The following is a 24,786-nucleotide window of genomic DNA, read 5'->3' as shown; positions in this document are numbered from 1 at the left end:
TTCGAATATTTATGCAAGATGACTAAAATACTCCTGATTCATAACTAAATCGTATACTTCAAACTATATATTCAATATGATAAGTGTATAGAAGATTGTTTAGGAGGTGGCACACTTTGAACACTATTGCAGTTTTTTGTGGTTCAAAACGTGGAGCGACAGATTGTTATGTAAAAGAGGCTCAAGCACTTGGTTATGAGCTTGCTAAGCGGAACATGACATTAGTGTACGGTGGATCAAGCTTGGGAATAATGGGGGTTATCGCTGATTCAGTTCTTGAAGCTGGTGGAAAAGTAATTGGTGTTATGCCAAATTTTTTGGACACGAAGGAAAGAACGCATAAGAATTTAAGCGAACTACATATTGTTAGTTCCATGCATGAACGGAAAGCCATGATGGCAGATTTAGCTGATGGGTTCGTAGTCTTACCTGGTGGCCCAGGAACACTTGAGGAATTTTTCGAGGTATTTACATGGGGGCAATTAGGGTTGCATCATAAACCTATCGGAATTTTAAATACCGACCGCTACTATGATCCATTGTTAGCGCTGTTTACCCATATGATTAACGCTCAATTTATGGACGAAAAATTTCAATCAATGACACTTGTTGAATCAGACCCATCAGACTTGCTCAATCAGATGCAAAATTATCAACCGGTTCACGCAAAGACATATTTAAACGATGATCGAACATGATGAATTAGTTTATAAGCTAACAGAATGTCCGATAAAATAATTGCAGGGGTGCTCGACACATTGAACCCCTGCAAAAGGACTCTTCCTAAAAAACAACAAGCGTTCTCACTAAGTCCTGAATACTTCCATCATTTGCGCTTCTGGTATATACCCAAAGTTCGCCCAAATTTGTCGTTGGTTTATGGTCAAACGGGAGCGTACTGGTAAAATTCCCATAGGCTGGCGCACCTTCACTTGCTGTGGTAAATCGCTCATTTGAGACGATTATTCCGTTAAAGTCCCTTACCTGATGTAAAACATTAGCCTCAAATGAACGCGCCTGACCATCTATGGTTTGCCCAGACTTAATTGACGAACCTGGGTGCGGCAACCACACAACGATGTTTCTGGAAGTTGGCATCGGAATAATTAGATGATGACCAGGCCAAATCAAGTCCGGTTGAAAGCCAGGTCTACCCTGATTTGCTGTTACGATGGCTATCATGGGAATCCCAAATTTTTGTGAAATCGTGGCGAGTGTATCATTAACCTGAATTTCGTATATAAAAGCTGGTACTTGTAACTGTTGGTTCGGGTAAATGAGGTTTGGATTAACAACACGATTTACTCCTGACAGTAAATCTGGAAATGTTCCAAACTTATAAGAAATTCGATTGATATTATCGCCAAACGGAATGATATATGAGACTTTTCCGGAATTTATAGGGGTTGTGACCAATAATACATTTCCTGGATGAATAAAGCCAGGATCTGTTACGGGTGGAAATAAATGATTGATTTTTAGAATCTCCTCCACTGAGCTGTTAAGTCTGCGGGAAATGGCATACAATGTATCACCTTGTCTCACAGTGTAAATGTAGGTTTTTCTAAAAATAATCGGCATGTCTTCCCCCCCTCATTCTTTGCATAGATTTAATACATCATATATATGCTACTCTAACTGCTAGAATTCTTTTGTTTCACTTGAAAGGATTTTTCGAAAATATCCTTAAAATACGAAAAAACACTCGCATCAAATTAAGCGAGTGTTTTAATTGATTTTTATTCTGCGTATTTTACTCCAGCTTGTTTGATGTTATTAATATCAGATGATGTACATGGTGTTACTGCATATGTCATTTCACATTTTGGGCAATTCATGATAACCTTCTCAAAAATAAATGTTTCCCCGCAGCCACACTCAATTTTATGTAACACATTTGGTTCAAAATGTGCCTTGCCTTGTTTTTTTACGTGATCAACGATCGCTTTACCATCCGTAAATGGCCCACATCCACAGCTCATTTTTTAACCTCCAAGTCTTTCTCAGTGTTGAATGATCTCTAATAGTTTAAAAGTAACATAGAGTGAAATGAAAGCCAAATATCAAAAGTCACACCTTCATTGTTGATTTATGACTTTTACATTGCCATCTTATCAAAGTTAATATATTAGATTAATGAGTGACAGAAAACTCTAAAATAAGTTATATTCTCAAAAGAAACTTCCATAATGGAAGATATCTCTAATTTCGCATCGTAAACAATTACTTCATTTTCCGTAACATACAGATGTTCTTTGTAATGATGATTAACTACATACCCTTTGACATTTTCACAAATTAGCACAATTGGAACAAAAAGATTTTGCAAATTTCGCAAAGGAAATTTCCATTTCCTCACCATTTCATGTAAATAATCTTCAGGTACATATTGCTCTAATGCAAACTGAGTAGCAACCATTTCATCTGTTGACCAGGAAGATATCCTATTCCAGTGTCTATAAATATGACCAATCTTAACATCCTCAAGAAGATACATTGTACCCCTATATAAACGCGGGACAGTTTCTCCGAGATCTTGAATTAAAGGATATAAGCCATCTCGTAATTCTCGTGTTCCTAAATACTCATCCAGGACGTATTTCTCATTTCTTGTTAAAGGTGTAGATATTATCTCAGTCATAATAGGTACCTCCTTTAAAAATCTGAAATTATACTTCTATTTAGGAAAGTTACTATAATTCAATTTTAATGAATGATATTTTTAATTTCTTACGCAAATATCACACTTTGAAAATTTCTTACAAAATATAATGTCGAAATTTTAGTAATATTGTTAAAATAGTGTTAGAAATATTTTTTAACTAGAAACTAGGTGCACGAACATGGACATTAAGCATTTGCAGTATTTTATTGAAATATCAAAGTTTAATAGCTTTTCAAAGGCTGCAGATAGTTTATTCATCACACAACCAACAATAAGTAAAATGATAAAAAATCTCGAAATTGAGTTAGGAGTTTCATTGTTTGATCGCTCACGAAAGCAACTTGCATTAACAGATGCTGGAAAAATCATCCTTGAACAAGCAAAATTAATTGATAAAGCATTTAATAATTTAGAAATGAAGATTGATGATCTCACCGGACTAAAGACTGGCCAAATTCGAATTGGTCTACCACCAATTTTTAATGCCCATAAGTTTTTGCAAATGGTCGGGTTGTTCCATGAAAAATTTCCAGGGATCACTTTTCATATAGAAGAATCTGGTTCAAAAAAAATCGAAGAAGACATTGAAAACAATTTACTCGATGTTGGAGTAATAGTTCTTCCGACCCAAAACCAGCTCTTCAACTATTACGCTTTCATGGAAGAAGATTTGAGACTCATCCTCCACCCTGCTCATCCTTATGCAAAGAAAGAGGTAGTCCAAATTTCAGATTTGGCAGCGGAATCTTTCGTTTTGTTCAATAAGGATTTTGTTCTTAATGACCGTATTATCCAAGCGTGCTTAAAGGCTGGGTTTAAGCCTCACATTATTTCAGAAAGCGCCCATCTTTTCTTTATTGAGGAAATGGTAGCCAATAAGCTTGGAGTCTCTTTATTACCTGAAAGTATTTGCACAAGACTTGGGGACAATGTCAGGTCGATACGTGTGGAGAATCCTTCAATCAGCTGGAGCTTGGCGATGATATGGGGTAAAAATCAATATATTTCTTACGCAGCAAAGGAATGGCTTCAATTTACGATTGAACAACTAAAAACTACAGCACTCGAAAAATGATTTGTTAGGAAAATAATTCAGGAGGATAATATAACTGATTTTTCTAAAAATTACCCCGTAATTGATAGCTGTCATGATAAACGCTTTCATAGATAAAAGCTATACAACCAATAAAATTTAACCATTTTACAGGAAAAGAAACCCGTCGTAGACTAAGTAATAATCAAGTTGCAAGTATGATAAGAACTGAGTCATTACGTTTCACCAACTGTACCATGGAACAAATTTGAGGGGGAAATTTGATTGATCACTTTTAATTGTCTCACTGATTTAGAACAAGTGTATCAAGCTTTGGAAAATTTGAAAAAAAATTATCCTAATATTCACAAAAAACTAGTAGAAATGGTGTACCTTACTCGGGCACTTAACTTTAAATTTCAATATATGGGCGCTTTACTTATGGATAAAGAACCATCAGAATTCATTCCTAATTCAGTTCATGACTCTGTACTTCGTTTATATAATCGTGAATTACAAGCATTGAAAAATGATCCTGATTTTCATGAATTACAACAGATCATTTCAAAATTTGCTCAGACCGGTTTTACCAATATCAGTCATTTATTACTGGGGACTGAGCCGGAATCTTTAGTAGGACCAACCGTTGAGAAATAATAACGGTTCGGTCAGTAATTAGTTTACACCCAAACTTTTCATACAACTGTAGAAACAGGCATAGATCCATCGTGATCTATGCCTTCTTTTTGATTTTTGTAAAACATATTTCGATAAAACTTCAAAATCCACATATGACCACTGGTATTCGTACAAGCCAACCTACTACTTATGAATAAGCTATGTTAAATGATCTGGAAGTGCCTTTAACATATCATGCTATTTGGGAGGTGTGTGAAATAAATGTAAAATTGGTAATCAATCCCGTCCTTACTTTTATAACAGCCAAGGGGAGTAGGTACTGGATCGATAAAAGTGGACGTTCCCAAAGATATAAATTTTATCACTTTGACGGAACCATAAAAGGCCAAGGCTTAAAGGAACTATATGATTATATTGTTTTTGTTAAAAATTCTGATGCTGATATCATTGCCGAGGCTACTGCGACCACAAACAAATGGACGATGGTTATCCGTAATAAACAACTTTTCATCATCACCTCTAAATCAAACAACATAAACATAGTATCGGGTCCAATTGATATTTATTGTTATCCTAAACTTGGATTCGCGCCAATTGAAATGATGAAAATAAAGTATGATAAGAAATTCGAGGGATATTTAGTGCAAAAATATTACCATATTGGGAATGAAATTATTGATATAGAATTAATAGAAGCTAAAAATGATTGATTCAAAACAAAAACCAGGTTTCTTTTTAGAAATACCTGGTTTTTTATTCCTATAACCAACCTTCAGGAATACCGCTGTTGTCAGCAATCTCAAACGCCGCATTCGTAATTGCTTCAGGTAAAGTATGACCTGTCGCACAAATTTCGTTAAAACAAACCTCTAAATCCCCTTTTTGAGTATAGGAAAATCCGAACTGTTTTAATTTACCGACGATGACCATTGCGTGATCAAGGTTTTGTTCCGGTTGAAACTCGTGATCGTATATAAAAGTCCCTGTTTCAGGGTCATGCCATCGATCCCATCTATTTAACTTCCAACCCAAGATTCTTCTTGCAATCACTTCGATTTTGTTCATCTACGCTGATCCCCTTTAGCTATAATTGTATATTTTAACATCTAAAAGAAAATCAAACAAAAGAGATGCACCGTTGAGATTATTCATTTTTATGTAAACCTTATTCTTCCACCTTCATCACTTCATATTTAAAGGATTGATACTGATAATTTTGTTTTTTATACATGTCTCTAGGTGTATCTTCTCCACTTGCCACAAGTATCACAGTCTTTTCTTTGAAGTGATCCATAACATATCTTTGAATGCGACTGCCAATTCCTTTTTTTTGAAAGTCGTCTAAAACAACTAAGCTATCAATTTCTAAGGTATCTTTTGTAATAATTAGGTCGACTGTTCCTGCTGGGGTCCCAAGATAGAATGCAATTAGTTGCTTAAAACATTCATTTTGGAAATTCCGTTTGTGTTGGGCTTGTCGCTGGTCGGCATAGTCAAGCCCATATTTGTAGTCCAGTTCATATTGTAACTTCAAGTATGTATCTATATTGTCCATCGTTACTGGCAAAACAGAAATCACTGAAGTCACCGTTATTGAAGGGAAATCGTTCGGATGAATCCAATACAACTCTAGCCTACCTGACAGATAGTTATTGCGAAACAAATATTCCCGTACCTCCGGCAAGATTATTTCATTTTCAGGGAAGTAAAACTTTAGATGCTTTTGATTATACTTTTGATGGTACGCTCGTAAATAATCCTCTGCTTGTATAAATTCCGATAATGTCGGATTCTCTTTAAACTGTAAATAATTACAATCATACATTAACAATAGTTCTGGGTTATGATTATGGATGTATGATTCATTTTCAAATACCGTAGATCCATAATGGTTGGTATTTTCAAAGGTAATTACACTCATCACGATTCCCCTTCATCCTTGTAGATTTGTGACCTGCCATTATTCTGACAAGATTACTGAATGACATAGTTCTTTTGGCATCATTTCGACCCGATATGTTTCTATTTTGGCTATTCGCTTCGCGTAGGAAAATTCCTTCCGATTTTCCTATTAATGTATAAACAAGAGGAAAATGTCACAATCTGTTTGAAATCTTGATAGTTATTACTTACAAGTATCCTTTAAAATTGCTTTAATGAGTTAATTTGCCTATTTTTCATCCACTTGATATTTTAAATACACAACGAGGGTGTTGGACTTGAATAAGATTAATTTCTTTGTGGATAATACTGGTCTATACAGATGGCTATTCATCGTTTTCTTTTTATTTATTCCGATTATTAATTACTGGGTATTTGCAGCTAATTCCTTATATGTATTAACTACCATATTTTTGGGAATTGGCTATTATTCAAAGCCCAAATGGTTCCATATTATTTTCACTTTTATTATTGTTTTACAAAGATCTATCATTGTTCATGACATTGATCGACCTGCAACATTTATCATCCGCTTATTTGTGTATTTAGTCGTCACTGTCATTTCAGTCGAAGTAATTAAACAATTTAAAATCCAAAAAAATAATAAAACTGAAATCATTATGGCTATTTCAAAATTATTAGATTCGAGGGACGCTTACACAGCGAACCATTCGGAGAATGTGGCAAAATATTCATTAATGATTGCCAGAGCAATGGGTATGTCAAAAACAGATTGTAAGGCTATTTATTTAGGAGGTTTATTGCATGACACTGGGAAAATCGGTGTTCCAGAATCTATTTTAACGAAGCCTTCAAAATTAACAAATGATGAATATGAAATTATTAAAAACCACCCTTTAATCGGATACGAATCACTTAAACATGTGTATTCGATAAAAACAACGGGTATTCTTGATATGGTAAGGTTTCATCATGAACGCTATGACGGAAAAGGCTATCCGTATGGATTAAAGGGAAAAGATATTCCGCTCACCGCTAGAATTATGGCAATTGCCGATTCCTTTGATGCAATGACTTCAAAGCGTGTTTATAACGATGCGCGGAGTATTGAGTTTGCAATGAGTGAAATCGTGTCTAACAAAGGAGCTCAATTTGACCCTGACATTGCCGATGTATTTTTAAACATTATTAAAAATAAGAGCATGCCAGAAATTAAACAGAACTTTTTCCATAAATTCGAAAAAATCGGTTAAGAAAACCCTCTAGTTACCTAAATGGTCAACTAGAGGGTTTTTTATATGCTTGACTGGTACCAAATGCGCTCACTATTTTACAGATTAGTCGGCTCTAGCAATTGAACAAACTCTGCCTCGTTAATGATTTTAATTTCAAATCCCTTTTCAATTAGAGCATAAGCCTTTACTTCCTTTGTGCTGATCCCCTTTGCTCCTACCAACGATTTATCTTGCTTACCAACAACAAGATACTGGGTATTTCGACTTACACCACTTTTAATGATTCCCCCGACATTAACAGCCTTTTGCATCGCGGTCTCTCTTTCCATCATGCTTAATTCACCTGTAAACACAATCTGTTTATCATATAATGGATGATTGCAAGCTAATTCCTCACAAGCTGGTGCAATTTCATTTACATCGATTTTCTTGAATTTTTGCGTTTGTTTTCGATAAAAGCTTGTTTGGTGCTTAAGCTCTGAAAACGATTTAACGAGAATACTTGTTCTGTAAGTCTGTAAAAATGTGTGGATCGATTTCCGGTTCTTCAACTGGACGCTTTTTATCACTAATTCGGCACAAGCTCTTGCATCTGCGAGTGCATTATGGTGATCGTTGAGCACAATTCCAAACCACTCTGTTCGAGCTTTCAAAGAACCCCGCACCCCATTGCCACCACATGCTTTTGCGCTAATTTGAATGCTGTCGGCGAACCTAAATTCAGGAATCTCGAGCGAATACTCAACTAAACAACTTTTTAGTACACTCATATCAAATTGAGCATTGTGAGCAATGACCAAGGTTTCTGAATTAAAATACGATTTTATTTCATCCCAGACTTTATCGAATTTATCTGCCCCTTGTACATCTGTCCTTGTCAAACCGTGTACTTTCGTCATTTTTTCATCAAAAATAAGGCTCGGAGGCTGAATTAGAAAATATTTTTCATCAACAATCTGGTTATTGTTTACAAAAACCATACCTAAGGAACAAGCACTGCTCAAATTATTATTGGCAATCTCAAAATCTATCGCAATGAAATCCATACTATTTCACCCTTTTGAATTTTCTACTACTAATTCTCTCATTTTCCCATAAATTTTTAAAATGGAGAATTAAAATTATCACCCTCTCTTGAAACTATCTTCCAATATTAATCGTCTATAGTAATATGATGATAGTTTCGTATGAAAGGAACATCTCCCTTGAAAATAAAATGGATTCGAAATACCTTCACCACGGTCATCCTAATCACCATCGCTATTTTCATTTACTTTCAGTTCGTTTCAAAATCAATCGTAACTCAAACAAGCGAAATGCCTACCTCACTTCACCCGATTGTTGAGGAGCGCACTAATCTTTTAATAGAACAAGCGGCTTCAAAAGGAATCGTTGTGATTATTACTGACGGCTTCCGCAGCATCGCAGATCAGGATATATTGTATGAACAAGGCAGGTCAACCGAAGGGAATATTGTCACGCATGCTAGAGGTGGAGAATCCTATCATAATTATGGACTTGCTGTTGATTTCGCTCTGAAGGATAGCGGAGGAAACGTGCTTTGGGACCGACAATTCGATGGAAACGGAAATGGTATCGCAGATTGGTCTGAGGTCGTGACGTTAGCAAAAGAACTTGGCTTTGAGTGGGGTGGAGACTGGATTAATTTTAAGGATTACCCTCATTTAGAAATGAATTTTGGTCTGGCCATCGATGATTTGCAGCGGGGCGAGCGTCCACCTGATGGGGCCTTAACTGTGAATGGGCAATCTTAAAGATAGTAAAAAGTCCTAATGAACCATGAAAATGGCTCATTAGGACTTTTTTAATAGATTTCTTTATTTAGCTGCGTTAAATATGATTTCCTCATAATGAAAAAGTAGATTAAATGAAACAAAAAGAAGCTCCCTAACACTACAGCAAAATTATCAGCTAGTGTAACTGAACCGGCCGTGCGCTCTACTAATACTTGTAAGGCCAGGTAGGCAACACTGCTATGAATCATTGCGATAACAAACGGTAGAAAAAACAATACACTCATTTCACGCGTTACTACTTTGCTAAGTTCCTTTCTACCAAGTCCAATTTTCGTGAGCATACGGTATTTCTCTTGGTCCTTCTCTAAATCGGTAAATAATCTGAAATATAGGAAACTTGAAGCAAAGACAAAGAATACAATACCTACAAGTACCGTCAAGATTGAGAAGATTCCGTTTAATTGCTGAATCATATTCCATTGTAAACTTAAAAAAGTTACATAATAATCTTGCTGACCTGTTCTGTTTTTCATTTCTGGCGCAACTTTTTTCGCCACAGACCAGGTATCCTTCCAATCTTTAACTAAAAAGTCATAATAATTTTTTATTCTTAGCGAACCGTTCCCGTCCTTCTTAATCTGTTCCGCTAACGCCGTAAAGTTTTCGTCAGCTAATATATAAATTGGAAAAAAATCACCAAAGTACTTATTGGTTACAATTTGCTTGATTCTAACCTTTTCCATTCCTTCATGCAAAGTCAATTTAGACCCCTTATTTGGATTATTTTCCGCTGTTGAGCCCTTTATCGCAACTGTTTCTGATGGATTTTCTATATCTACTGTCTTATAGCCTAACTGCTTTGCATATTTATTGTAATCTGATGCTTTTATTGTTTGGACATTTCCTGTGAGTCCGACATACGAAACGAGTGTGTAGGGCAACTCTTGTTTTTTCAACTCATTTTCAATTACAGCAATATGCCCCTGTTCATGTGTGTTCCCCAAATAAGATTCATATTCAATCGCATATGGTGTATCTAGCTGATTAATCAATACATCCCCTACTGCTGAAGAGGTTCCAATGGCTGTAAAGGCAACCGCTGAAAGAACTGAAACAAGAAAAAATGTTACGGCATTATCCTTAATTCGATAGACAAGCTCAGATACGGATAGAATATTTGTTTTCTTAAAAAACAAGCGCTCGTTACCTTTAACCGCTTTAAGTGTATAGACACTTAGCTGTGTAAAGAAAAAGTATGTTCCAGCACAAACGAGCAAAACCGTCATACCTATATAGGTGAACACAGCCTGAGTAGACATTTCTTTAGCAAACATAGTGAAATAAAATACGACCGCATAGCCAGCTCCAATCAGCAGCATTGCCAAAGCTGACAAAAAAATCGAAGCTTTCGGGGTTGACTTTGGTTTCTCTTCAGACTTAATTAACTCAACCAACTTCGTCACTCTGATCATTTTAGAGGTGAAAAATGAAATAATCAGAAACAATACTGTAAAACCTATGCCTGTAATAGCAATCGCCTTACTAGGAAAATAGAACGGTAACCCCTTCTCCACAGTCAGAATAGACGCTGACACAAGCAGGATTAATTTTGAAAAAACCAAACCCATTCCTATTCCGATAATCGTTGCCATCGTTCCTATGATGATATTTTCATAAAATACAAGCTTGTTGAATTGTCGTGGTGATAGCCCCAGTATCATCATTATTCCGAATTCCCGCTTCCGCTTTTTTAAGAACGAACTTACAGAATAAAGAATAAAGAAAATCGAAAAAATGTAGATAATGTATTGTGAAACTTGAAAGCTTCCTTTCCCAAAAGAATTCATTGTTTGACTAAGTTCTGTAATATTCCCCTTTAAAGCAGGATGATAGGCGATTAGACCAAATGTAAAAAAGATGATGACCGCAAACGTGCTACTTAAAAAATGTCCTAAATAAACTCGTTTGTTTCGAGCGACATTATTAAATGCGAATTGCCGAAAAGTCATGAGTATCCCCTCCTAAAAGCGACAGTACATTCATGATCTTTTGATAGAACACCTGCCGGCTGTCACCATTATAGATTTCGTTATAAAGCTCACCATCTTTGATGAAAATAACCCGACTGCAATAGCTGGCTGCCATTGGATCATGTGTAACAAGCATCATCGTTGTATCCGCTTTATTTAATTTTAACAATAGTTCCATCACGTCCCGGGCAGATTTTGAATCTAGGTTCCCGGTAGGCTCATCAGCTAGTAATAACTGTGGTTGATGAATTGTGGCCCTGGCAATTGCAGTTCGCTGTGCTTGACCACCTGAAATTTCATACGTTCGCTTATCAAGAATCTCTTCTATTCCAAGTTTCACTGCAATTTCCGTTAATTTCACGTTCATTTCCTTAATATCCGTACCATCAAGGGTCAAAGGCAACAGGATGTTTTCCTTCACTGTCAAAGTAGGCAATAGATTAAATGATTGGAATACAAATCCAAGCTGCTGACGACGAAAGGCAGCAAGTTGTTCCGGATTTAGCGTATGTGGATTCTTCCCATTAATGAAAACCTCTCCAGATGTCGGTGTATCAATGGTCGAAATCACATTTAACAGTGTTGTTTTTCCACTGCCGGATGGTCCCATGATACCAACAAATTCACCTTGCTTTATTGTCAAATCAATATTGGATAAGGCTTTATAAGAAACTTTTCCGTTATAGATTTTTGTTAATTTTTCAACTTTTAGTGTTTCCATGCTAGTTACTCCCCTTCTAATCCATCTTTTCTAATTTCAGTCTACCCAAAATACGTTGGAACACCTATTGATTAACCTTTCAATTATCTTACAACTGTGTAAGATTGAGCTTTACATTTCCTTTGATTGCTTTTTTTGGGTCAGTATCATTTTCTCTATTTTTTCATAAATGGATAGAATCTTTTTTGAAAAATTTAGCTTGGAATTCAACCAATAAATGATGAAAGCAGAACTCATAGCAATTAACGCACCAGCAAGCACGTCGAATGGAAAATGTACGCCTACTCCAATTCTTGATATGGCAGTCACAACCGCCAAGGCCATCCATGAAAGGCCTTGCTTTTTACGAAAAAACCAAATCGAAAAACTCACTGAAAATAACAAAATCGTATGATCACTTGGAAACGAATTGTCGATGGCCTTGTTAATGAGCTGATTGACATTATCCAGCTCGGCGAAGGGTTGATTATTTGAATGAAGTTGCCCAGCAAGCTTACCGAGGATTTCGGCAAGAACAAATGAAATACCAGCATTCAACAACATGATGCGATTTTTTCCCTTACGTGTAAACCAAAAGACAATAGTACCCATCATCAGCATTAACACTGTATATTCCGCAAAAAATTCAAAGATTGGATTCATAACAGGATGGTTTATTCCGAGGTCGTTAATTGAACGGAACCATTTAATATTTAACTCAGATAAGTTCATTCATAGTACTCTCCTTTTCTTTATATAAGGAGACTATAGCTGAAGATTGGATGAGTTCCTATCGAAGTTCCTTTCACAAAGGTGACAGGGGTGTAAGATTTAAGGTATGATATGGTGCTTTTACTGAGTGTGGTTCAAATACTTAATAGGATTTTGGCGTAAAATCACAGTTTTTGATTTTGGTCTGCTTTGTTAAGGGACATTAGAGACCTTATTTTTATTAAAATTCCAATATTTGATTTTTAGCGGACACAGGATACCCTATTTGCCTAAATTAGTGTGGTATGATAAGCTTTTCGCCAATATAAGGTCTTCCGTGTCCGCTACGACCCTAAAGCTTGTCCTTTTTCTCGAAATAAGGTCTTCTGTGTCCCCCCACTAATTAACCACAAAAAAATACGCTAGTTTAGCGCTATTTGGCTGAGTAAACCGGAATAAACTCGCAAATATAAAAGCATGTGCGGTCCACACATGCTTTTCTGAATTACTCTATGTAACCTTTTTCCTTCATATGCTGGTAAGCAGCATCCTTGCTTTCTGAATCAATCATGTATTCAAGCTTATCGTCGACGAATTTAGCGCACTTGCCACCAAATGGCTTAAGCTCGGCTTTGATTTCTTTAATATCAAATTCGCCTTTTGCTAGATATTTTACCTTCATTATTCAACACCTCCTACCATTAAATATAGACAAAGAGTTACTCAGATTCAGTGATAAAGATTACTGTGATCAGAAAATGATCCGCACTGTTGTTCCTTCCCCAACCTTTGAATCCAACTCAATAGAATGATTTAATTTTCCTAAAACATCCTTCACTAAATACAAACCCATTCCAGTCGATTCCTTAAACAATCGTCCATTTTCCCCAGTAAAAAACGGCTGAAACACCCTCGGTAAATCTGAGGTTGGTATTCCCACACCTCTGTCAGTAATTTCAAGAATGACATTATTATTGTTTTTTAGAGAAGTAATGGTGATTTTCTCACGAGAACCAACGGAATATTTAATTGCATTCGTGATAATTTGGTCAAGAACAAAACGAAGCCATTTCCCGTCTGTTTTTATTTTGAGATATTGGTCCACTTTTAATTCTGGATAAACGTAATTTCGAATAAAATATTGCTTGTTATCAGAGACTACCTTACTCGTAATTTCAAACAAGCTAACTTCTTGAACAAAAAAATCCTCTGTGAAAGATTCCAGGCGTGATGTATAAAGTGCCATTTCTAGGCCTTTGCGCAGTCTTAAAGTTTCTTCAGCAATACTTTCAAAGCGAGGGTCATCCTCGTTTTGAGTAATTAATTCAATCACAGAAAGCGGTGTTTTCATTTGATGAACCCATTGATTCATAAAAGTAATGCGGTCTTGTTGCTTTTCCTCCCATTTCCCAAGCTGTTCCTGATATTGCCGATATTGTTTATCAACCATATTATCAATTGCCATTGCAAGTGGTGAACTATTTGTAACGGTAATAGACTCATCTAATGTATGTGGGGGGGCTGAAAGCTTGTTATAAAGCCTTGCTTCACTAAAATATCTGAAAGCAAGATAAAGAATCATGATAAAAACGAATAAAAATGCCGCATAGCTTAATATAAGAATACTACGGAACCCTGCAAACCAAATGACGGCCAACACAACCGTAAGCTGAATCAATGAGAAAATAAGCAATGGGATATGTTCTCGGATAAACAGCTTCATTGTGACTCCTTTTTCCAGGTTGGGTTTAGACGGTAGCCTGCACCGCGCACTGTTTCAATTGCACCTTCAACGCCCATCTCAGCCAACTTTTTTCTCAACCTGGTCATATTAACGCTGACAGTATTATCATCAACAAAGCTCATATCATCCCACAATTTTTCCAAAATCTTATTGCGGCTCATAATTTTAGGGTAGCCGATTAAAAACATTTCCAAAAGTTCGGCTTCCTTTTTGGTAAATATGGTAGTAATTCCATTAAGCGATGCTTCTAGTCGTTCTGGATAAAGAATGAGTCCTTCTAGTTCAACAAGCCGCTCCGCTAATTTAGGGGCGTACTCCCCATAAACGCGTCTCAAATGACTGCGAATTTTGGCCATAATCACTTCGTAATGAAATGGCTTTGTAATATAATCATCTCCACCATTTTCCAATGCCATCACTTGGTCCATATCACCACTTCTTGCCGAGATAAAAATAATTGGACAAGTGGAGATTGTCCGGATTTGTCTGCACCAGTAGTATCCGTCAAAGGTTGGCAAGTTTATATCCAATAATACTAAATGAGGTTGAAATTGTTCGAAGTCTATTAACACCTGGTCAAATTTTGTTACGACTTTCCCTTCATATCCATATCTTTCTAAGTATGATTGAAGCAATTCAGCAATTTTTACATCATCTTCAACAATCAAGATTTTTTCCAAACGAATCCCTCCAACACCAAAACCTTAAGCTTACATTTCAAAGATAGCAAATTTGCGATTGGAAACATAGCAGACTTTTTAGATACTTAAACAAATGTATGAAAACCATAATATCAGATTTTATTTTTTACAAATGTTCTCAAGTTAACGAGGAAAAATAGCATACCTCCTGAGATTGGCATTATATACGCAGGTAAGCATTTTAATAGAAAACCCGAAAGCAATACAGCCAAAGGGAGCATGACTTTTGCGATACTAATTCCGATGCTTAATACTCTTCCTCGATATTCATCTGGTATTTCAGTTTGCATAGTGTAGGCCATCGGTATATCAATGAGTGCCACTGAAAACCCAATAAAGAACATGATACAGCAGTAATAGAGAATCAAGACTATGTTTGAAAACTGAAGCGCTTCAAGAATCAAGGGCACTCCCAGCAATACCATGCATAAAGCCAAACCGTTACTAATCTCCCTCAACATCTTTTGATAGGCAAACCACGCCATAATACGCTTAACAAGCAATGCTCCGGCCAACATTCCAATTGGCATAGAACCTTGAATAATCCCCAAATCCTTTGCTGTAAGCTCAAATACCTCAACGACGATATATGGCAATGGAACTGTGATTGCATAACCAGTGAAAAAGTTAATGGCTATCAAAAGAACAAACAATCTCATCATGCTTTTTCTTTGAGCTAAATAGCGAAAACCATCCTTCATATCTTCAAATACTTTGATTTTCACTTTAAGCCCAGATTCTGTCTTATTAAAGCTAAAATCCATTAGCAATATCAATAATCCAGATACAAAAAATGAAACACTATTAAAAACAATGAACAACTTAATATCTAACACACCATAAGCAACACCACCGAGCATTGGGCCAAGAATCATCGCCAGCGAATCAATTGATTTACTTATAGAATTAATACTCATTAATCGATGCTCTGATACAACGTTAGGCTTTGCAGCTTCCAGTCCAACAGCAAAAAAAGTGGTGAAAACCGTAAGCAAAAAGGTCGCTATATAAATGATAATAACATTAAGGCGAAACCAGCCTGACCCTAGGTAGACTATGAGAAGTAACAATCCACTGAGGAAATCCATTGTTACAACAAGTTTCTTTTTATTTACTTTATCGGCAATGACACCCGCAAATGGAAAAATCAATATCATTGGGACAACCCCGAGCATGAGTGTAATCGCAAAGCTTAACGGGGAAGCAGTCAGCTTTAATACATACAATCCTATTGCAAAATTAAAAAGTGCTGACCCAAACAACGAAACCGTTTTGCTTGTAGCATAAAGGAACAAGTTTCTTCCTTCAATCCGACCCTTTCCCTTGTAAATCGTATATGGAATCACATCCATCTTAAATTCACCCCACCTAAACTTTAACTTTGTTCTTTCCTAAAGTTTAAGTGGTCGGGTCAACTCCATATCAAGTAGGCAAATAACTAAATTTTCGAATGAAATTGTAAAAAAGGTCGGGTTAACCCGACCTTTTCCCAAAGTATGAATATGTATAAACCTCTTCACCCTTAACGAAAAAGTCTTCATACTTTCCCCCATGGTTAAGAATATCAGACGCTTTTTCCTCAATTAACTCATACTTCAACTCAACGATATGATTCTTTATGATTGGGAATGAAAAATTTGATCTTACTTTCGGGGTAATCTTACTCTTACTGCTGAATCGATTAAATATGAAAAAGGATCCCAATAAATATCCGTTTTCTTTAACAAGATGATTCACTTTCTTTAGTAAAAAACTTTCATTCTCAAACGAATAATTGCTTGAGCCTGTATGATCAATTAAAATATCGATTGAATGATGTACAATGGGGATTTCCATGAAGTCTGCACAAATAAACAACACATTTCGTTTCAGATTCGTCCTTTCAAGTATACCCTTTAAAAACCGAAGCTTTTCTAGATTATGATCAACTGCGATATAAAGACAATCCTCAGGTAAATCATCATACATATTACGTAGGAATATACCTACTCCTGAGCCCAACTCAAGTAGCACTTTTTGTTGCAAATTTAAACCATCTAATTTACGTTTGGACCACTGCAGACTGTTATATATATTTTGCAAGTAGTCTGAATCGGTAATCATAATGTATTCATTCATATGGCTTTCGAGTTGGAGGTCATCCGGTGATGGGATAAATGGTTGATTAACAACAATAATTCCGGATTGAATGGTATGCTCAAGCTCACAGCCACAAGAAAGGATGCCCTCAATCACTTGATTCTGACTAATGGAACCATTTTCAAGACTAAGCGATTGACCACAGTTAGAGCATTTTAGCCAATTTAATGAATGAATTTGTATCCCTGTATTAGCTTTTGAATGATAACTTCTTTTAGATAATTGTTCCAGTTTTCTATCCAGTTTTTCTTTTATTTGCTGCAAAGTGTTGATTTCTTTTTCTACCTTATCACGCTTCGTTAGAAATAGTGATTGATAATAGGCATCTTCTTCATACTCCGTCAATTTGCCAATATTCTTATAAAAGAAAAATAATTTAATTTCATTTAATTGAAATCCCATTGCTTTAAATTCTGAAATCATTTCCAAATCTTCTTGGCAGCGATTATCAAAATTGTACTGCCCGCCCTTTTTCTCAGGGACGATTAAACCCATATCCATATAATGGCGAATGGTATCGACACTAACTTCGTTCAATTTAGCAAATTGACCAATTTTCATCTGCATCACCTCAAACGTAACAAACTCCTACTTTTTCATTATATCCTTAACATTATCCATGTCACCATTTGAAAGATGATTTATCTAGGCGAATGCAAAGTTATTCAATTTTCTTTCAAGTTAGAAATTACTCTTGATATATGGGGGAATATTTGTTATATTACAGACAATTAAATATTTTTCTTACTTCAAACCTTTTGAAGTGAGTATAGAGGCGCAGAGACCATTAGTAAGCGATTGGAGGACAATGAGATCCAGTGATAATTGCCGAAAGGGGAATTTGCCGAAGTTGAGAGAATCTCATTATTCTTGAAGCTGGGTCTGCATTAAATAAGTGCAGAACTGTCATATAGGAATTCTATATGGAGGGCTATCTCACGCATCGGAACGTCTTTAGTTTATGTTCTTTTGCAACAGCGAATCCCTCGTTGTTGCTTTTTTGCGTTGATTTTCGAGTAGCCTTATCCCTCTAATTTTTTAATAAAATTATAAAAAGGATGAGGAAAATATGAGTTTTGGACAAGTTTTAACAGCAATGGTTACACCATTTGACGAAAATGGTGATATTGATTTTAATTCGACGAGAGCACTCGTCAATCATTTAATCGCAAATGGTACTGATGCGATTGTCGTGGCAGGTACTACCGGGGAATCCCCTACACTTACTTCGGATGAAAAAGTGGCTTTATTTCAGTTTGTTGTTGAGATTGTTGCTGGCCGGGTTCCTGTTATTGCTGGAACAGGATCGAATAACACTAGAGCATCCATCATTTTAACTAGATTAGCCGAGGAAGCTGGCGTAGATGGAATCATGCTCGTTACCCCTTACTACAACAAACCAAATCAAGAGGGAATGTATCAGCACTTTAAGGCTATAGCTGAAGCAACAACATTACCGATCATGCTTTATAATATTCCTGGGAGAAGTGTTGTCAATTTAGCCGTTGACACAGTTGTTCGTCTTTCTGAAATCAACAATATTGTTGCGATTAAAGAAGCGAGTGGGAACCTTGATGCGATGGCAGAAATAATTGAAAGAACTCCTGAAGACTTTCTATTGTACAGTGGTGATGACAGCCTAACTTTACCAATTCTAGCAATTGGCGGTGCAGGGGTTGTATCGGTTGCTGCTCACATTATTGGTAACGAAATGCAAGATATGATCAACCATTTCAAAAATGGACATTTACGTATTGCTGCAGCCGCCCATCGTCAACTACTTCCAACAATGAAGGCTTTATTTGCTGCGCCGAATCCAACGCCTGTGAAAACCGCACTTAATTTGGCTGGTGTTAATGTTGGCGGTGTTCGTTTGCCATTAGTGCCTCTGGATGATAAAGAAACTCAAGCACTAGTAACTGCGCTAAAGCAAGGAAAAATTAACGTGCTTAATTAGTGCACCAAATGTTGATGGCCACTTGCTCAGTCTAGTGGCCATTTGTATTTACTATCCTAAAATACCGGCTGTTAGGCATCTTTTCTAGTTATTGCTCCCGGAACCTTTTCTAGCCATTCTTTCTGAATAAGTAATTTCGTTAATTTTTCCGCAAAGATACCTGATTTACTGATTTGGGTCGAATATTCCTTGAGTAAATCATGCTTCATTACCGAACCCAGCGCAAATCCATATTGAGAAATAAGCGAACCAAATAAACCGGCTAAATGACAAATCATCATTCGGTCTGAAAATACTCTTGTCTTAGAGTCAGTTAGTTCAGCAGTATAGCTCGGGGGAATCGGTAAATCATCATCTGATAACATGTCGTATAGACTATGATAATGCTCTTTAGCGATGTTTCTACCTTTCAAAAATATATCGGATATTTCAGCTGAGGTTGTCGTTTGTGCAAAACCTATACAAATTGTTTCAATTAAAATTAATAATTCAACAATTACATAAAGATTCGCCATTTCCATACTGTTCAAGGGCCTAGTATCACCCAGCCATCCATCCAAATAGCTTGGTTTATGTATTTTTTCTTGACTGGTAGGAGCTGGTAAAGTTGGAGTGCGCCAATAAACTCCTTTATTCAGCATCAAATTGACTACTCTATCATTTAATTGAATCACATCAGTTATACAGCTTTTATGATAATTTATTACATCGGCCCTGGTCGAAAAAAAGAGTGCGCGAATATGAAATTCAGCACCTAAACGTGATCCATTTAGCAAATAAGATAGGAAGAATCGATCGGTGAATATCATTGGTGCAGTTGGATTCATATCGCTTTTTGAGAATCCTGCAGGTAACGGATACCCCTCTTTTGACAATAACTCCTTTCTTTTGATTAGCAATTTCTGGGCAATTTCTATCGCAAAGCTGAATAGCTCTTTGATTTCTTGATCTTCCGCATGTTCGTAAAAGGTCTTCAAATACCAGATTGACATTTCGTTTATTGAGTAACCAGTCCATAGGTATCCGAGTTCTGATGATGTTAACGCTATCATCTCTTTATTTTTCAAAATTGGCTTACTCCTTTCTTCAAATAAATATAGGGGCGCAATAAGTAACTCGCTACTTTTAAAGGATCAAACACTTTCGTCTGAAACAATTTCTCCCCCCAATATCCATCCAATCCTCGAATGATGCTATCGATTCCACGATTGGTTAATTGCTCCATACCTCTTCGGAGAATTAATGAATTTTCATAACTACTTCGAAGGGGTTGCATTAATTCTTGATAATTTCCTTTTCCGCATAAATCAAAGGCAGCAAACACTCCACTTAACAAAGAGCAATATTGCCCGAATCCCATAAAGGGCATCATGGTCCCGAAGCAATTACCGATAAAGAATGTATTCCCAATTCGTGCTGAACGGCATATTCCGATTGAATAGTGAGTGATTTGGAATTGGTCGGTTATTTTTAATTCCTGTTTCCACTCGGAACGAAGCTTTCCAATTAATTGTTCGAATAGTACTTCAATCTCCACTCCTTGATTTTCCAGCAAATCTGGAATCGCAACAGATAGTGATCCCTCTTTTTCTGAAAATGGAATGAAAAAGCAATATCCAAATGGAGCCAATTCATAATCCAACCATGCCATCACAGTATTGCTGTCAAAGCTCCCCTCAATGGTCGCTCCTTTTATTGAAACTGTTAAATCTTCGCTAAAATTCCCCAATGCTTTTACGTATGCACCATCACCTGTTGCCATCACAACATGCGTATGCTCCTGAAGCAATTGTTCGTAAGTCTTCACTGAATTGAACTGAATGGACGATTGAACTTGTTTCGCTAAATGTGATTCAAAAGACTTTTCATCTCTTCCACGAATATTAATAAATCCAAGTGGTGTCTTGATTTCTGCTGTTTCCTCTTTTGAAAAAATCTTGATTCTCCTGATATGGGCAGTTGGATTAAGAAAAATCCCATATTTGTCTGCCAATGTTGCAATCGAATCTTGCGAAGGTCCAGAAAAAATAGACATGAGTGTTTCACCGTTAACAAACCTGTCGCCAATTTTGTCTCTTTTCTCATAAATGGTTGGCCTAATCCCATTTTTCTCAAGTGTTATCGCACATGCCAAACCTGATAAACCCGCACCCATGATGGCAATATTCATTGGAAAACATCTCCCAGTTTTGTTTTTACAAACAAAGTATTCCCGGCCTCAGTTTGAAAAATGTAAATTAATTTCCAATTTTGTTGAGGATTTACTATTTTATAAAGTGAAGTAGCTCACAAGAAAACACAAAAGGACTCGATGAAACGATTTCCACAAGTCCTATGCACAAGATTTCATATTTATTAAGTTTATCGATAATCATAGATTGATTGTATTCTTTCTCAGATTTTCGGGATGCTGCGAATACTGAACGTACCCCAATATTAGCTCAATCACTCCGACGCCAAACATAGTTGGTTGCAAGAAGCTATACTCGTTTACCCAATAAACCTCCGCAAGAATCCAGATAATCATTGCCACACCAAGCCCCATTGTCATTAAGCCAGAAAAACGGTGGTTTTTAAATGATAATAAGGCTCCAACCAAACTTAATACACCGTTAACTGAAAATAATGCTAGTCCCGGAATGAAATAAGTTTCAAACGGAGAATGATTGATGAGATTCTCGCTCAACTGTAAATACTCCCCGTTCGGTTTTAGCATCAGCATCAAACCACAAACTACCCCTCCAACACCAATAAACACAAGTAAAGTTCCCGTAAAGAAGTACACTACCTTTGACTTTTTCATAACCCAATCACTGCTTTCATTGGATTTGGAATAAAATCTGAACGAACAAAAGGTGGTATTCCTACTCACATTTTACCTTTAATTGATGATGGTGCAAAACATTATTATGTGAATATGATAATCAAAAAGATTGTTCCACATCACTTTGCATGAAAGGAAAATAACATATGCAAAATCAGGTGAAATTAGATCTTTTATTTAAAGATATAGATCATACGATTCACATTTTCGAAAAACGACGAGAACGCCATAAGAATAAAGCCATTATCCTGAAGCTATCGTCAATAATTGGATCAGCACTCGTCACTGTTTTATTAGGACTTAATAGTATACAAAACAACATCATTACAGATATCACCATACTACTGTCCGCACTTATTACAATTTTTAATGGAATTGAAGGATTTTACAATCACCGTAGCCTCTGGGTTAAGGATGTCAAAACCTTGACGAGCCTGAGAGAATTAAAGCGAGATTTAGAATTTTATATCGCTGGAGAATCTGAGGAGCAAATATCTGTCAAAGCGTTAACAAGATATAAAGAACGGCTTCAAGATATTTGTTACGATGATGTTAAAACATGGTCGAAAATCAAAGAAGAACAAAACTTGACTGAGCAAGAAGAAAGGCTATACAAATAATATTGACATAATCAACTTACCCCACAATATTCATTTTGTAAAAAAGTCACTAATTGAGGTGACTCTTTTTTATTCCTCCAGCCCACTAGGTAAACGCGTTACAACTTCATCGATTGGAATAGCCAGTCCCTCAATAGCTTCGCCTGAATTTACCTTAGGGATTGTTGAGGCGAACACAACCGCCACAACTTTACCTTCTTCATCAATTACTGGACTCCCACTATTTCCACGGTAAACTGGTGCAGTCACTTCAAGGACGGGAATCTCTATACCGTTTACTTCTCTTAACCCAATCATTTTCCCCCTATTGGCAATCTGATAAAATGCCAATGGATTTCCGATCACAAATACCTTCTCTCCATTTAACGCTTCTAAACCTTTCGCCAGATCAAGTTCTGGTAGGTTCTCTCCAGCAATCTCCAAAAATGCCAGGTCCACGTTAGGATATTTCTTATCAACTTTTGCTTTAAAAGTGTGTCCATCTGAAAAATGAACCAAAATTTGCTTCATATCTTCGATAACATGAAAATTTGTAATAATATACCCTTCTTTAGAAATATTAAAGCCGGTTCCTTTAACATTATTGCCTTCTACTGCAACGACTGCTCTTTTATACCGCTTAATATCGTCACGTTGTGAAAGCTGAAAAGATATTTTTAAAAACTCCATCGCAGGAAGGTTAATATATGTGGAAAACACTGAAAATGTGCTAATTAAAAACACAAGTGCTATCACTGCAGCCCCGGAGCGAATCATATTTTTTCGCCGCTTTATCCATTTTTCTTTGCTAGGATCAATTTCTTCCACTAAAAAATCTTCAAGAGATGGCTCATCAAATCTTTGCTGATCTTCGCTATTATGCTCCATTGCATTCACTTCCCCCACCACTCGAATTATTAGTTACTGTACCATAATTCCTATTATACTTGATTTAAGTGCTTTCAATCGATTGCATAATTTCAGTGATTCCATGCAAGGATAAAGATAAAGAGGTCATAGAAACTAATGGCGAAAAGCTTTAATGTAAAAAAATCGACACTGCAGAAGAAGAGGTATTAATTTCTTATTTTAATATAAGATTATTTATACGTTTTATTGCATAAATAAACAAAACACATTATAATAAATTTTGTTGAAAAAATATTTTTAGATATAAATAATCTATCAACCGCGTAAAAAACACAATGAATTAGGAGGAATTTATTAAATGAGCAAAAAATGGACAATGTTTTTTATTATGTTACTATCTTTTACCTTAGTTTTATCAGCTTGTGGTACTAATAAGGATAAGTCAGAGGGTACTGACTCAAAAGACAAGGCAAACAAGAACCTACGTGTCGTAACAGCTGCTGAATATGCGCCGTTCGAATATATGGATAAGGGTGAAATCGTTGGTTTTGATATCGATTTAATTAAAGCGGTAGCAAAAGAAGCAGGTTACAATGTCACGATTGATAACGTAGGCTGGGATCCACTATTTGTAGAGATTGGTGATAAGCGCGCTGACCTTTCTGCTTCAGCCATTACCATTAATGATGACCGTAAGGAAACATATGATTTCTCAATTCCATATTTCCTTTCAACTAATATGATTATGGTAAAAGAAGGAAGTACGATTAAAACTGCTGAGGACTTAAAGGATAAAAAAGTTGCAGTACAAAATGGTACAACTGGACAAGAAGCTGCAGAGGGCATTTTAGGAAAAAACAACGAAAATGTGAAGAAGTTTGAAAATATCCCACTTGCAATTATGGAATTGAAAAACGGTGGTGTTGATGCTGTTGTTGCTGATAACACAGTTGTTGAAGAATATGTAGCAAACAATCCAAAAGAAAAGCTTGTTGTAATTGAAGACGAAACCGCATTTGCTTCTGAATACTTTGGATTCCTACTTCCAAAGGGTAGCAAATTAAAATCTGATCTTGATACTGCAGTAAAATCAGTGATTGACAATGGTACTTATGCGAAGATTTACAAACAGTGGTTTGGTGCTGAGCCAAATCTTGAAAAGCTAAAAGAACAACAGTAATAAAATAGAGTAGGCGCATGAATTACTCATGCGCCTCTCACAGTTCCGTACGTGCGGGTCATCGCATACGGCTCCTCCATAATTATCCCCGTTGGGGATG

The 24,786-nt window shown here is 36.3% G+C and carries 27 protein-coding genes and 1 riboswitch; of the genes, 9 read left to right on the top strand and 18 right to left on the bottom strand.

The genetic code is table 11. The annotated features are described in order from the left end of the window. Window positions 1-116 precede the first annotated feature (116 nt). Window positions 117-698 carry an LOG family protein gene (locus tag HHO41_RS15200; RefSeq protein ID WP_169100139.1) on the top strand — a complete coding sequence of 194 codons (582 nt, stop codon included), beginning with the start codon at window positions 117-119 and terminating at the stop codon, window positions 696-698. Between the two features lie 85 nt (window positions 699-783). Here HHO41_RS15200 and HHO41_RS15195 read toward each other — a convergent pair whose 3' ends face one another. The 3 genes from HHO41_RS15195 to HHO41_RS15185 form a co-directional block, all read right to left on the bottom strand. Further along, complete coding sequence (locus HHO41_RS15195; RefSeq protein ID WP_169100137.1) at window positions 784-1,581, bottom strand: LysM peptidoglycan-binding domain-containing protein; 798 nt, start codon at window positions 1,579-1,581, stop codon at window positions 784-786. Between the two features lie 158 nt (window positions 1,582-1,739). Then, complete coding sequence (locus tag HHO41_RS15190; protein WP_169100135.1) at window positions 1,740-1,982, bottom strand: hypothetical protein; 243 nt, start codon at window positions 1,980-1,982, stop codon at window positions 1,740-1,742. A gap of 146 nt (window positions 1,983-2,128) precedes the next feature. Beyond that, window positions 2,129-2,641: a hypothetical protein gene (locus tag HHO41_RS15185; RefSeq protein WP_169100133.1), complete on the bottom strand. Its 513-nt coding sequence runs from the start codon at window positions 2,639-2,641 to the stop codon at window positions 2,129-2,131. Window positions 2,642-2,843: 202 nt separating this feature from the next. On the opposite strand from HHO41_RS15185, the gene cidR reads away from it, so the two are divergent. The 3 genes from cidR (at window position 2,844) to HHO41_RS15170 (ending at window position 5,047) form a co-directional block, all read left to right on the top strand. Beyond that, the gene (gene cidR, locus HHO41_RS15180) at window positions 2,844-3,740 is read left to right on the top strand and encodes a cidABC operon transcriptional activator CidR (protein WP_169100131.1); all 897 of its coding nucleotides are present in this window, start codon (window positions 2,844-2,846) and stop codon (window positions 3,738-3,740) included. 243 nt (window positions 3,741-3,983) lie between these two features. Next, entirely contained in the window at window positions 3,984-4,355 is a 372-nt protein-coding gene (locus HHO41_RS15175; RefSeq protein WP_169100129.1) for a hypothetical protein, read from the top strand. A 182-nt stretch (window positions 4,356-4,537) separates the two neighbouring features. Next, window positions 4,538-5,047, top strand: coding sequence for a hypothetical protein (locus HHO41_RS15170; RefSeq protein WP_169100127.1), 510 nt, complete (start codon window positions 4,538-4,540; stop codon window positions 5,045-5,047). A gap of 49 nt (window positions 5,048-5,096) precedes the next feature. Here HHO41_RS15170 and HHO41_RS15165 read toward each other — a convergent pair whose 3' ends face one another. Both HHO41_RS15165 and HHO41_RS15160 read right to left on the bottom strand, forming a co-directional pair. Beyond that, window positions 5,097-5,402, bottom strand: coding sequence for a BC1872 family protein (locus HHO41_RS15165; RefSeq protein ID WP_169100125.1), 306 nt, complete (start codon window positions 5,400-5,402; stop codon window positions 5,097-5,099). A gap of 100 nt (window positions 5,403-5,502) precedes the next feature. Then, window positions 5,503-6,258: a GNAT family N-acetyltransferase gene (locus HHO41_RS15160; RefSeq protein WP_169100123.1), complete on the bottom strand. Its 756-nt coding sequence runs from the start codon at window positions 6,256-6,258 to the stop codon at window positions 5,503-5,505. Window positions 6,259-6,556: 298 nt separating this feature from the next. On the opposite strand from HHO41_RS15160, the gene HHO41_RS15155 reads away from it, so the two are divergent. Beyond that, on the top strand, window positions 6,557-7,492 hold the full coding sequence (locus HHO41_RS15155; protein WP_211171178.1) for an HD-GYP domain-containing protein: 936 nt from the start codon (window positions 6,557-6,559) through the stop codon (window positions 7,490-7,492). A 77-nt stretch (window positions 7,493-7,569) separates the two neighbouring features. Here the strand turns inward: HHO41_RS15155 and HHO41_RS15150 are convergent, their stop codons facing one another. Next, window positions 7,570-8,520: an exonuclease domain-containing protein gene (locus tag HHO41_RS15150; protein WP_169100121.1), complete on the bottom strand. Its 951-nt coding sequence runs from the start codon at window positions 8,518-8,520 to the stop codon at window positions 7,570-7,572. Between the two features lie 159 nt (window positions 8,521-8,679). On the opposite strand from HHO41_RS15150, the gene HHO41_RS15145 reads away from it, so the two are divergent. Then, the gene (locus HHO41_RS15145; protein WP_481747100.1) at window positions 8,680-9,249 is read left to right on the top strand and encodes a M15 family metallopeptidase; all 570 of its coding nucleotides are present in this window, start codon (window positions 8,680-8,682) and stop codon (window positions 9,247-9,249) included. 50 nt (window positions 9,250-9,299) lie between these two features. Here HHO41_RS15145 and HHO41_RS15140 read toward each other — a convergent pair whose 3' ends face one another. The 8 genes from HHO41_RS15140 to HHO41_RS15105 all read right to left on the bottom strand — a co-directional run bounded on the left by HHO41_RS15140 (window position 9,300) and on the right by HHO41_RS15105 (window position 17,817). Beyond that, a complete protein-coding gene (locus HHO41_RS15140; RefSeq protein WP_169100117.1) occupies window positions 9,300-11,240 on the bottom strand; it encodes an ABC transporter permease in 1,941 nt (646 codons plus the stop codon). Next, the gene (locus HHO41_RS15135) at window positions 11,215-11,982 is read right to left on the bottom strand and encodes an ABC transporter ATP-binding protein (RefSeq protein ID WP_169100115.1); all 768 of its coding nucleotides are present in this window, start codon (window positions 11,980-11,982) and stop codon (window positions 11,215-11,217) included. The genes HHO41_RS15140 and HHO41_RS15135 overlap by 26 nt, the downstream gene beginning before the upstream one ends. A 111-nt stretch (window positions 11,983-12,093) precedes the next feature. Beyond that, window positions 12,094-12,693, bottom strand: coding sequence for an undecaprenyl-diphosphatase (locus HHO41_RS15130; protein ID WP_169100112.1), 600 nt, complete (start codon window positions 12,691-12,693; stop codon window positions 12,094-12,096). A 484-nt stretch (window positions 12,694-13,177) separates the two neighbouring features. Then, window positions 13,178-13,354, bottom strand: a complete 177-nt coding sequence (locus HHO41_RS15125) for a hypothetical protein (protein WP_169100110.1) — start codon at window positions 13,352-13,354, stop codon at window positions 13,178-13,180. 69 nt (window positions 13,355-13,423) lie between these two features. Continuing rightward, the gene (locus HHO41_RS15120; protein WP_169100108.1) at window positions 13,424-14,395 is read right to left on the bottom strand and encodes a sensor histidine kinase; all 972 of its coding nucleotides are present in this window, start codon (window positions 14,393-14,395) and stop codon (window positions 13,424-13,426) included. After that, on the bottom strand, window positions 14,392-15,096 hold the full coding sequence (locus HHO41_RS15115; protein ID WP_169100106.1) for a response regulator transcription factor: 705 nt from the start codon (window positions 15,094-15,096) through the stop codon (window positions 14,392-14,394). The genes HHO41_RS15120 and HHO41_RS15115 overlap by 4 nt, the downstream gene beginning before the upstream one ends. Before the next feature lie 113 nt (window positions 15,097-15,209). Next, entirely contained in the window at window positions 15,210-16,469 is a 1,260-nt protein-coding gene (locus HHO41_RS15110; RefSeq protein ID WP_169100104.1) for an MFS transporter, read from the bottom strand. A gap of 121 nt (window positions 16,470-16,590) precedes the next feature. Next, on the bottom strand, window positions 16,591-17,817 hold the full coding sequence (locus HHO41_RS15105; protein WP_169100102.1) for a MerR family transcriptional regulator: 1,227 nt from the start codon (window positions 17,815-17,817) through the stop codon (window positions 16,591-16,593). Window positions 17,818-18,018: 201 nt separating this feature from the next. Then, a riboswitch (Lysine riboswitch) is annotated at window positions 18,019-18,198 on the top strand. Window positions 18,199-18,325: 127 nt separating this feature from the next. On the opposite strand from HHO41_RS15105, the gene dapA reads away from it, so the two are divergent. Then, entirely contained in the window at window positions 18,326-19,213 is an 888-nt protein-coding gene (dapA, locus tag HHO41_RS15100) for a 4-hydroxy-tetrahydrodipicolinate synthase (RefSeq protein ID WP_169100100.1), read from the top strand. Between the two features lie 71 nt (window positions 19,214-19,284). Here the strand turns inward: dapA and HHO41_RS15095 are convergent, their stop codons facing one another. The 3 genes from HHO41_RS15095 to HHO41_RS15085 form a co-directional block, all read right to left on the bottom strand. Beyond that, the gene (locus HHO41_RS15095) at window positions 19,285-20,280 is read right to left on the bottom strand and encodes a DUF3231 family protein (protein ID WP_169100098.1); all 996 of its coding nucleotides are present in this window, start codon (window positions 20,278-20,280) and stop codon (window positions 19,285-19,287) included. After that, on the bottom strand, window positions 20,277-21,383 hold the full coding sequence (locus HHO41_RS15090) for an NAD(P)/FAD-dependent oxidoreductase (RefSeq protein ID WP_169100096.1): 1,107 nt from the start codon (window positions 21,381-21,383) through the stop codon (window positions 20,277-20,279). The genes HHO41_RS15095 and HHO41_RS15090 overlap by 4 nt, the downstream gene beginning before the upstream one ends. 201 nt (window positions 21,384-21,584) lie before the next feature. After that, window positions 21,585-22,016, bottom strand: coding sequence for a hypothetical protein (locus tag HHO41_RS15085; RefSeq protein WP_169100094.1), 432 nt, complete (start codon window positions 22,014-22,016; stop codon window positions 21,585-21,587). 167 nt (window positions 22,017-22,183) lie between these two features. On the opposite strand from HHO41_RS15085, the gene HHO41_RS15080 reads away from it, so the two are divergent. Further along, window positions 22,184-22,657 (top strand): DUF4231 domain-containing protein, encoded by a 474-nt coding sequence (locus HHO41_RS15080; protein WP_169100092.1) that lies wholly within the window; start codon window positions 22,184-22,186, stop codon window positions 22,655-22,657. 69 nt (window positions 22,658-22,726) lie between these two features. On the opposite strand, the gene HHO41_RS15075 is transcribed toward HHO41_RS15080, so the two are convergent. Next, on the bottom strand, window positions 22,727-23,524 hold the full coding sequence (locus tag HHO41_RS15075) for a S1C family serine protease (RefSeq protein WP_169100090.1): 798 nt from the start codon (window positions 23,522-23,524) through the stop codon (window positions 22,727-22,729). Window positions 23,525-23,864: 340 nt separating this feature from the next. Here HHO41_RS15075 and HHO41_RS15070 point away from each other — a divergent pair, with 340 nt between their 5' ends. Beyond that, a complete protein-coding gene (locus HHO41_RS15070) occupies window positions 23,865-24,686 on the top strand; it encodes a basic amino acid ABC transporter substrate-binding protein (protein WP_169100088.1) in 822 nt (273 codons plus the stop codon). Window positions 24,687-24,786: the final 100 nt, after the last annotated feature.

The sequence above is a fragment of the Bacillus sp. DNRA2 genome (assembly GCF_012843265.1).
Lineage (GTDB): Bacteria > Bacillota > Bacilli > Bacillales > Cytobacillaceae > Bacillus_BU.
This window is presented reverse-complemented; position numbering and strand designations above follow the sequence as displayed.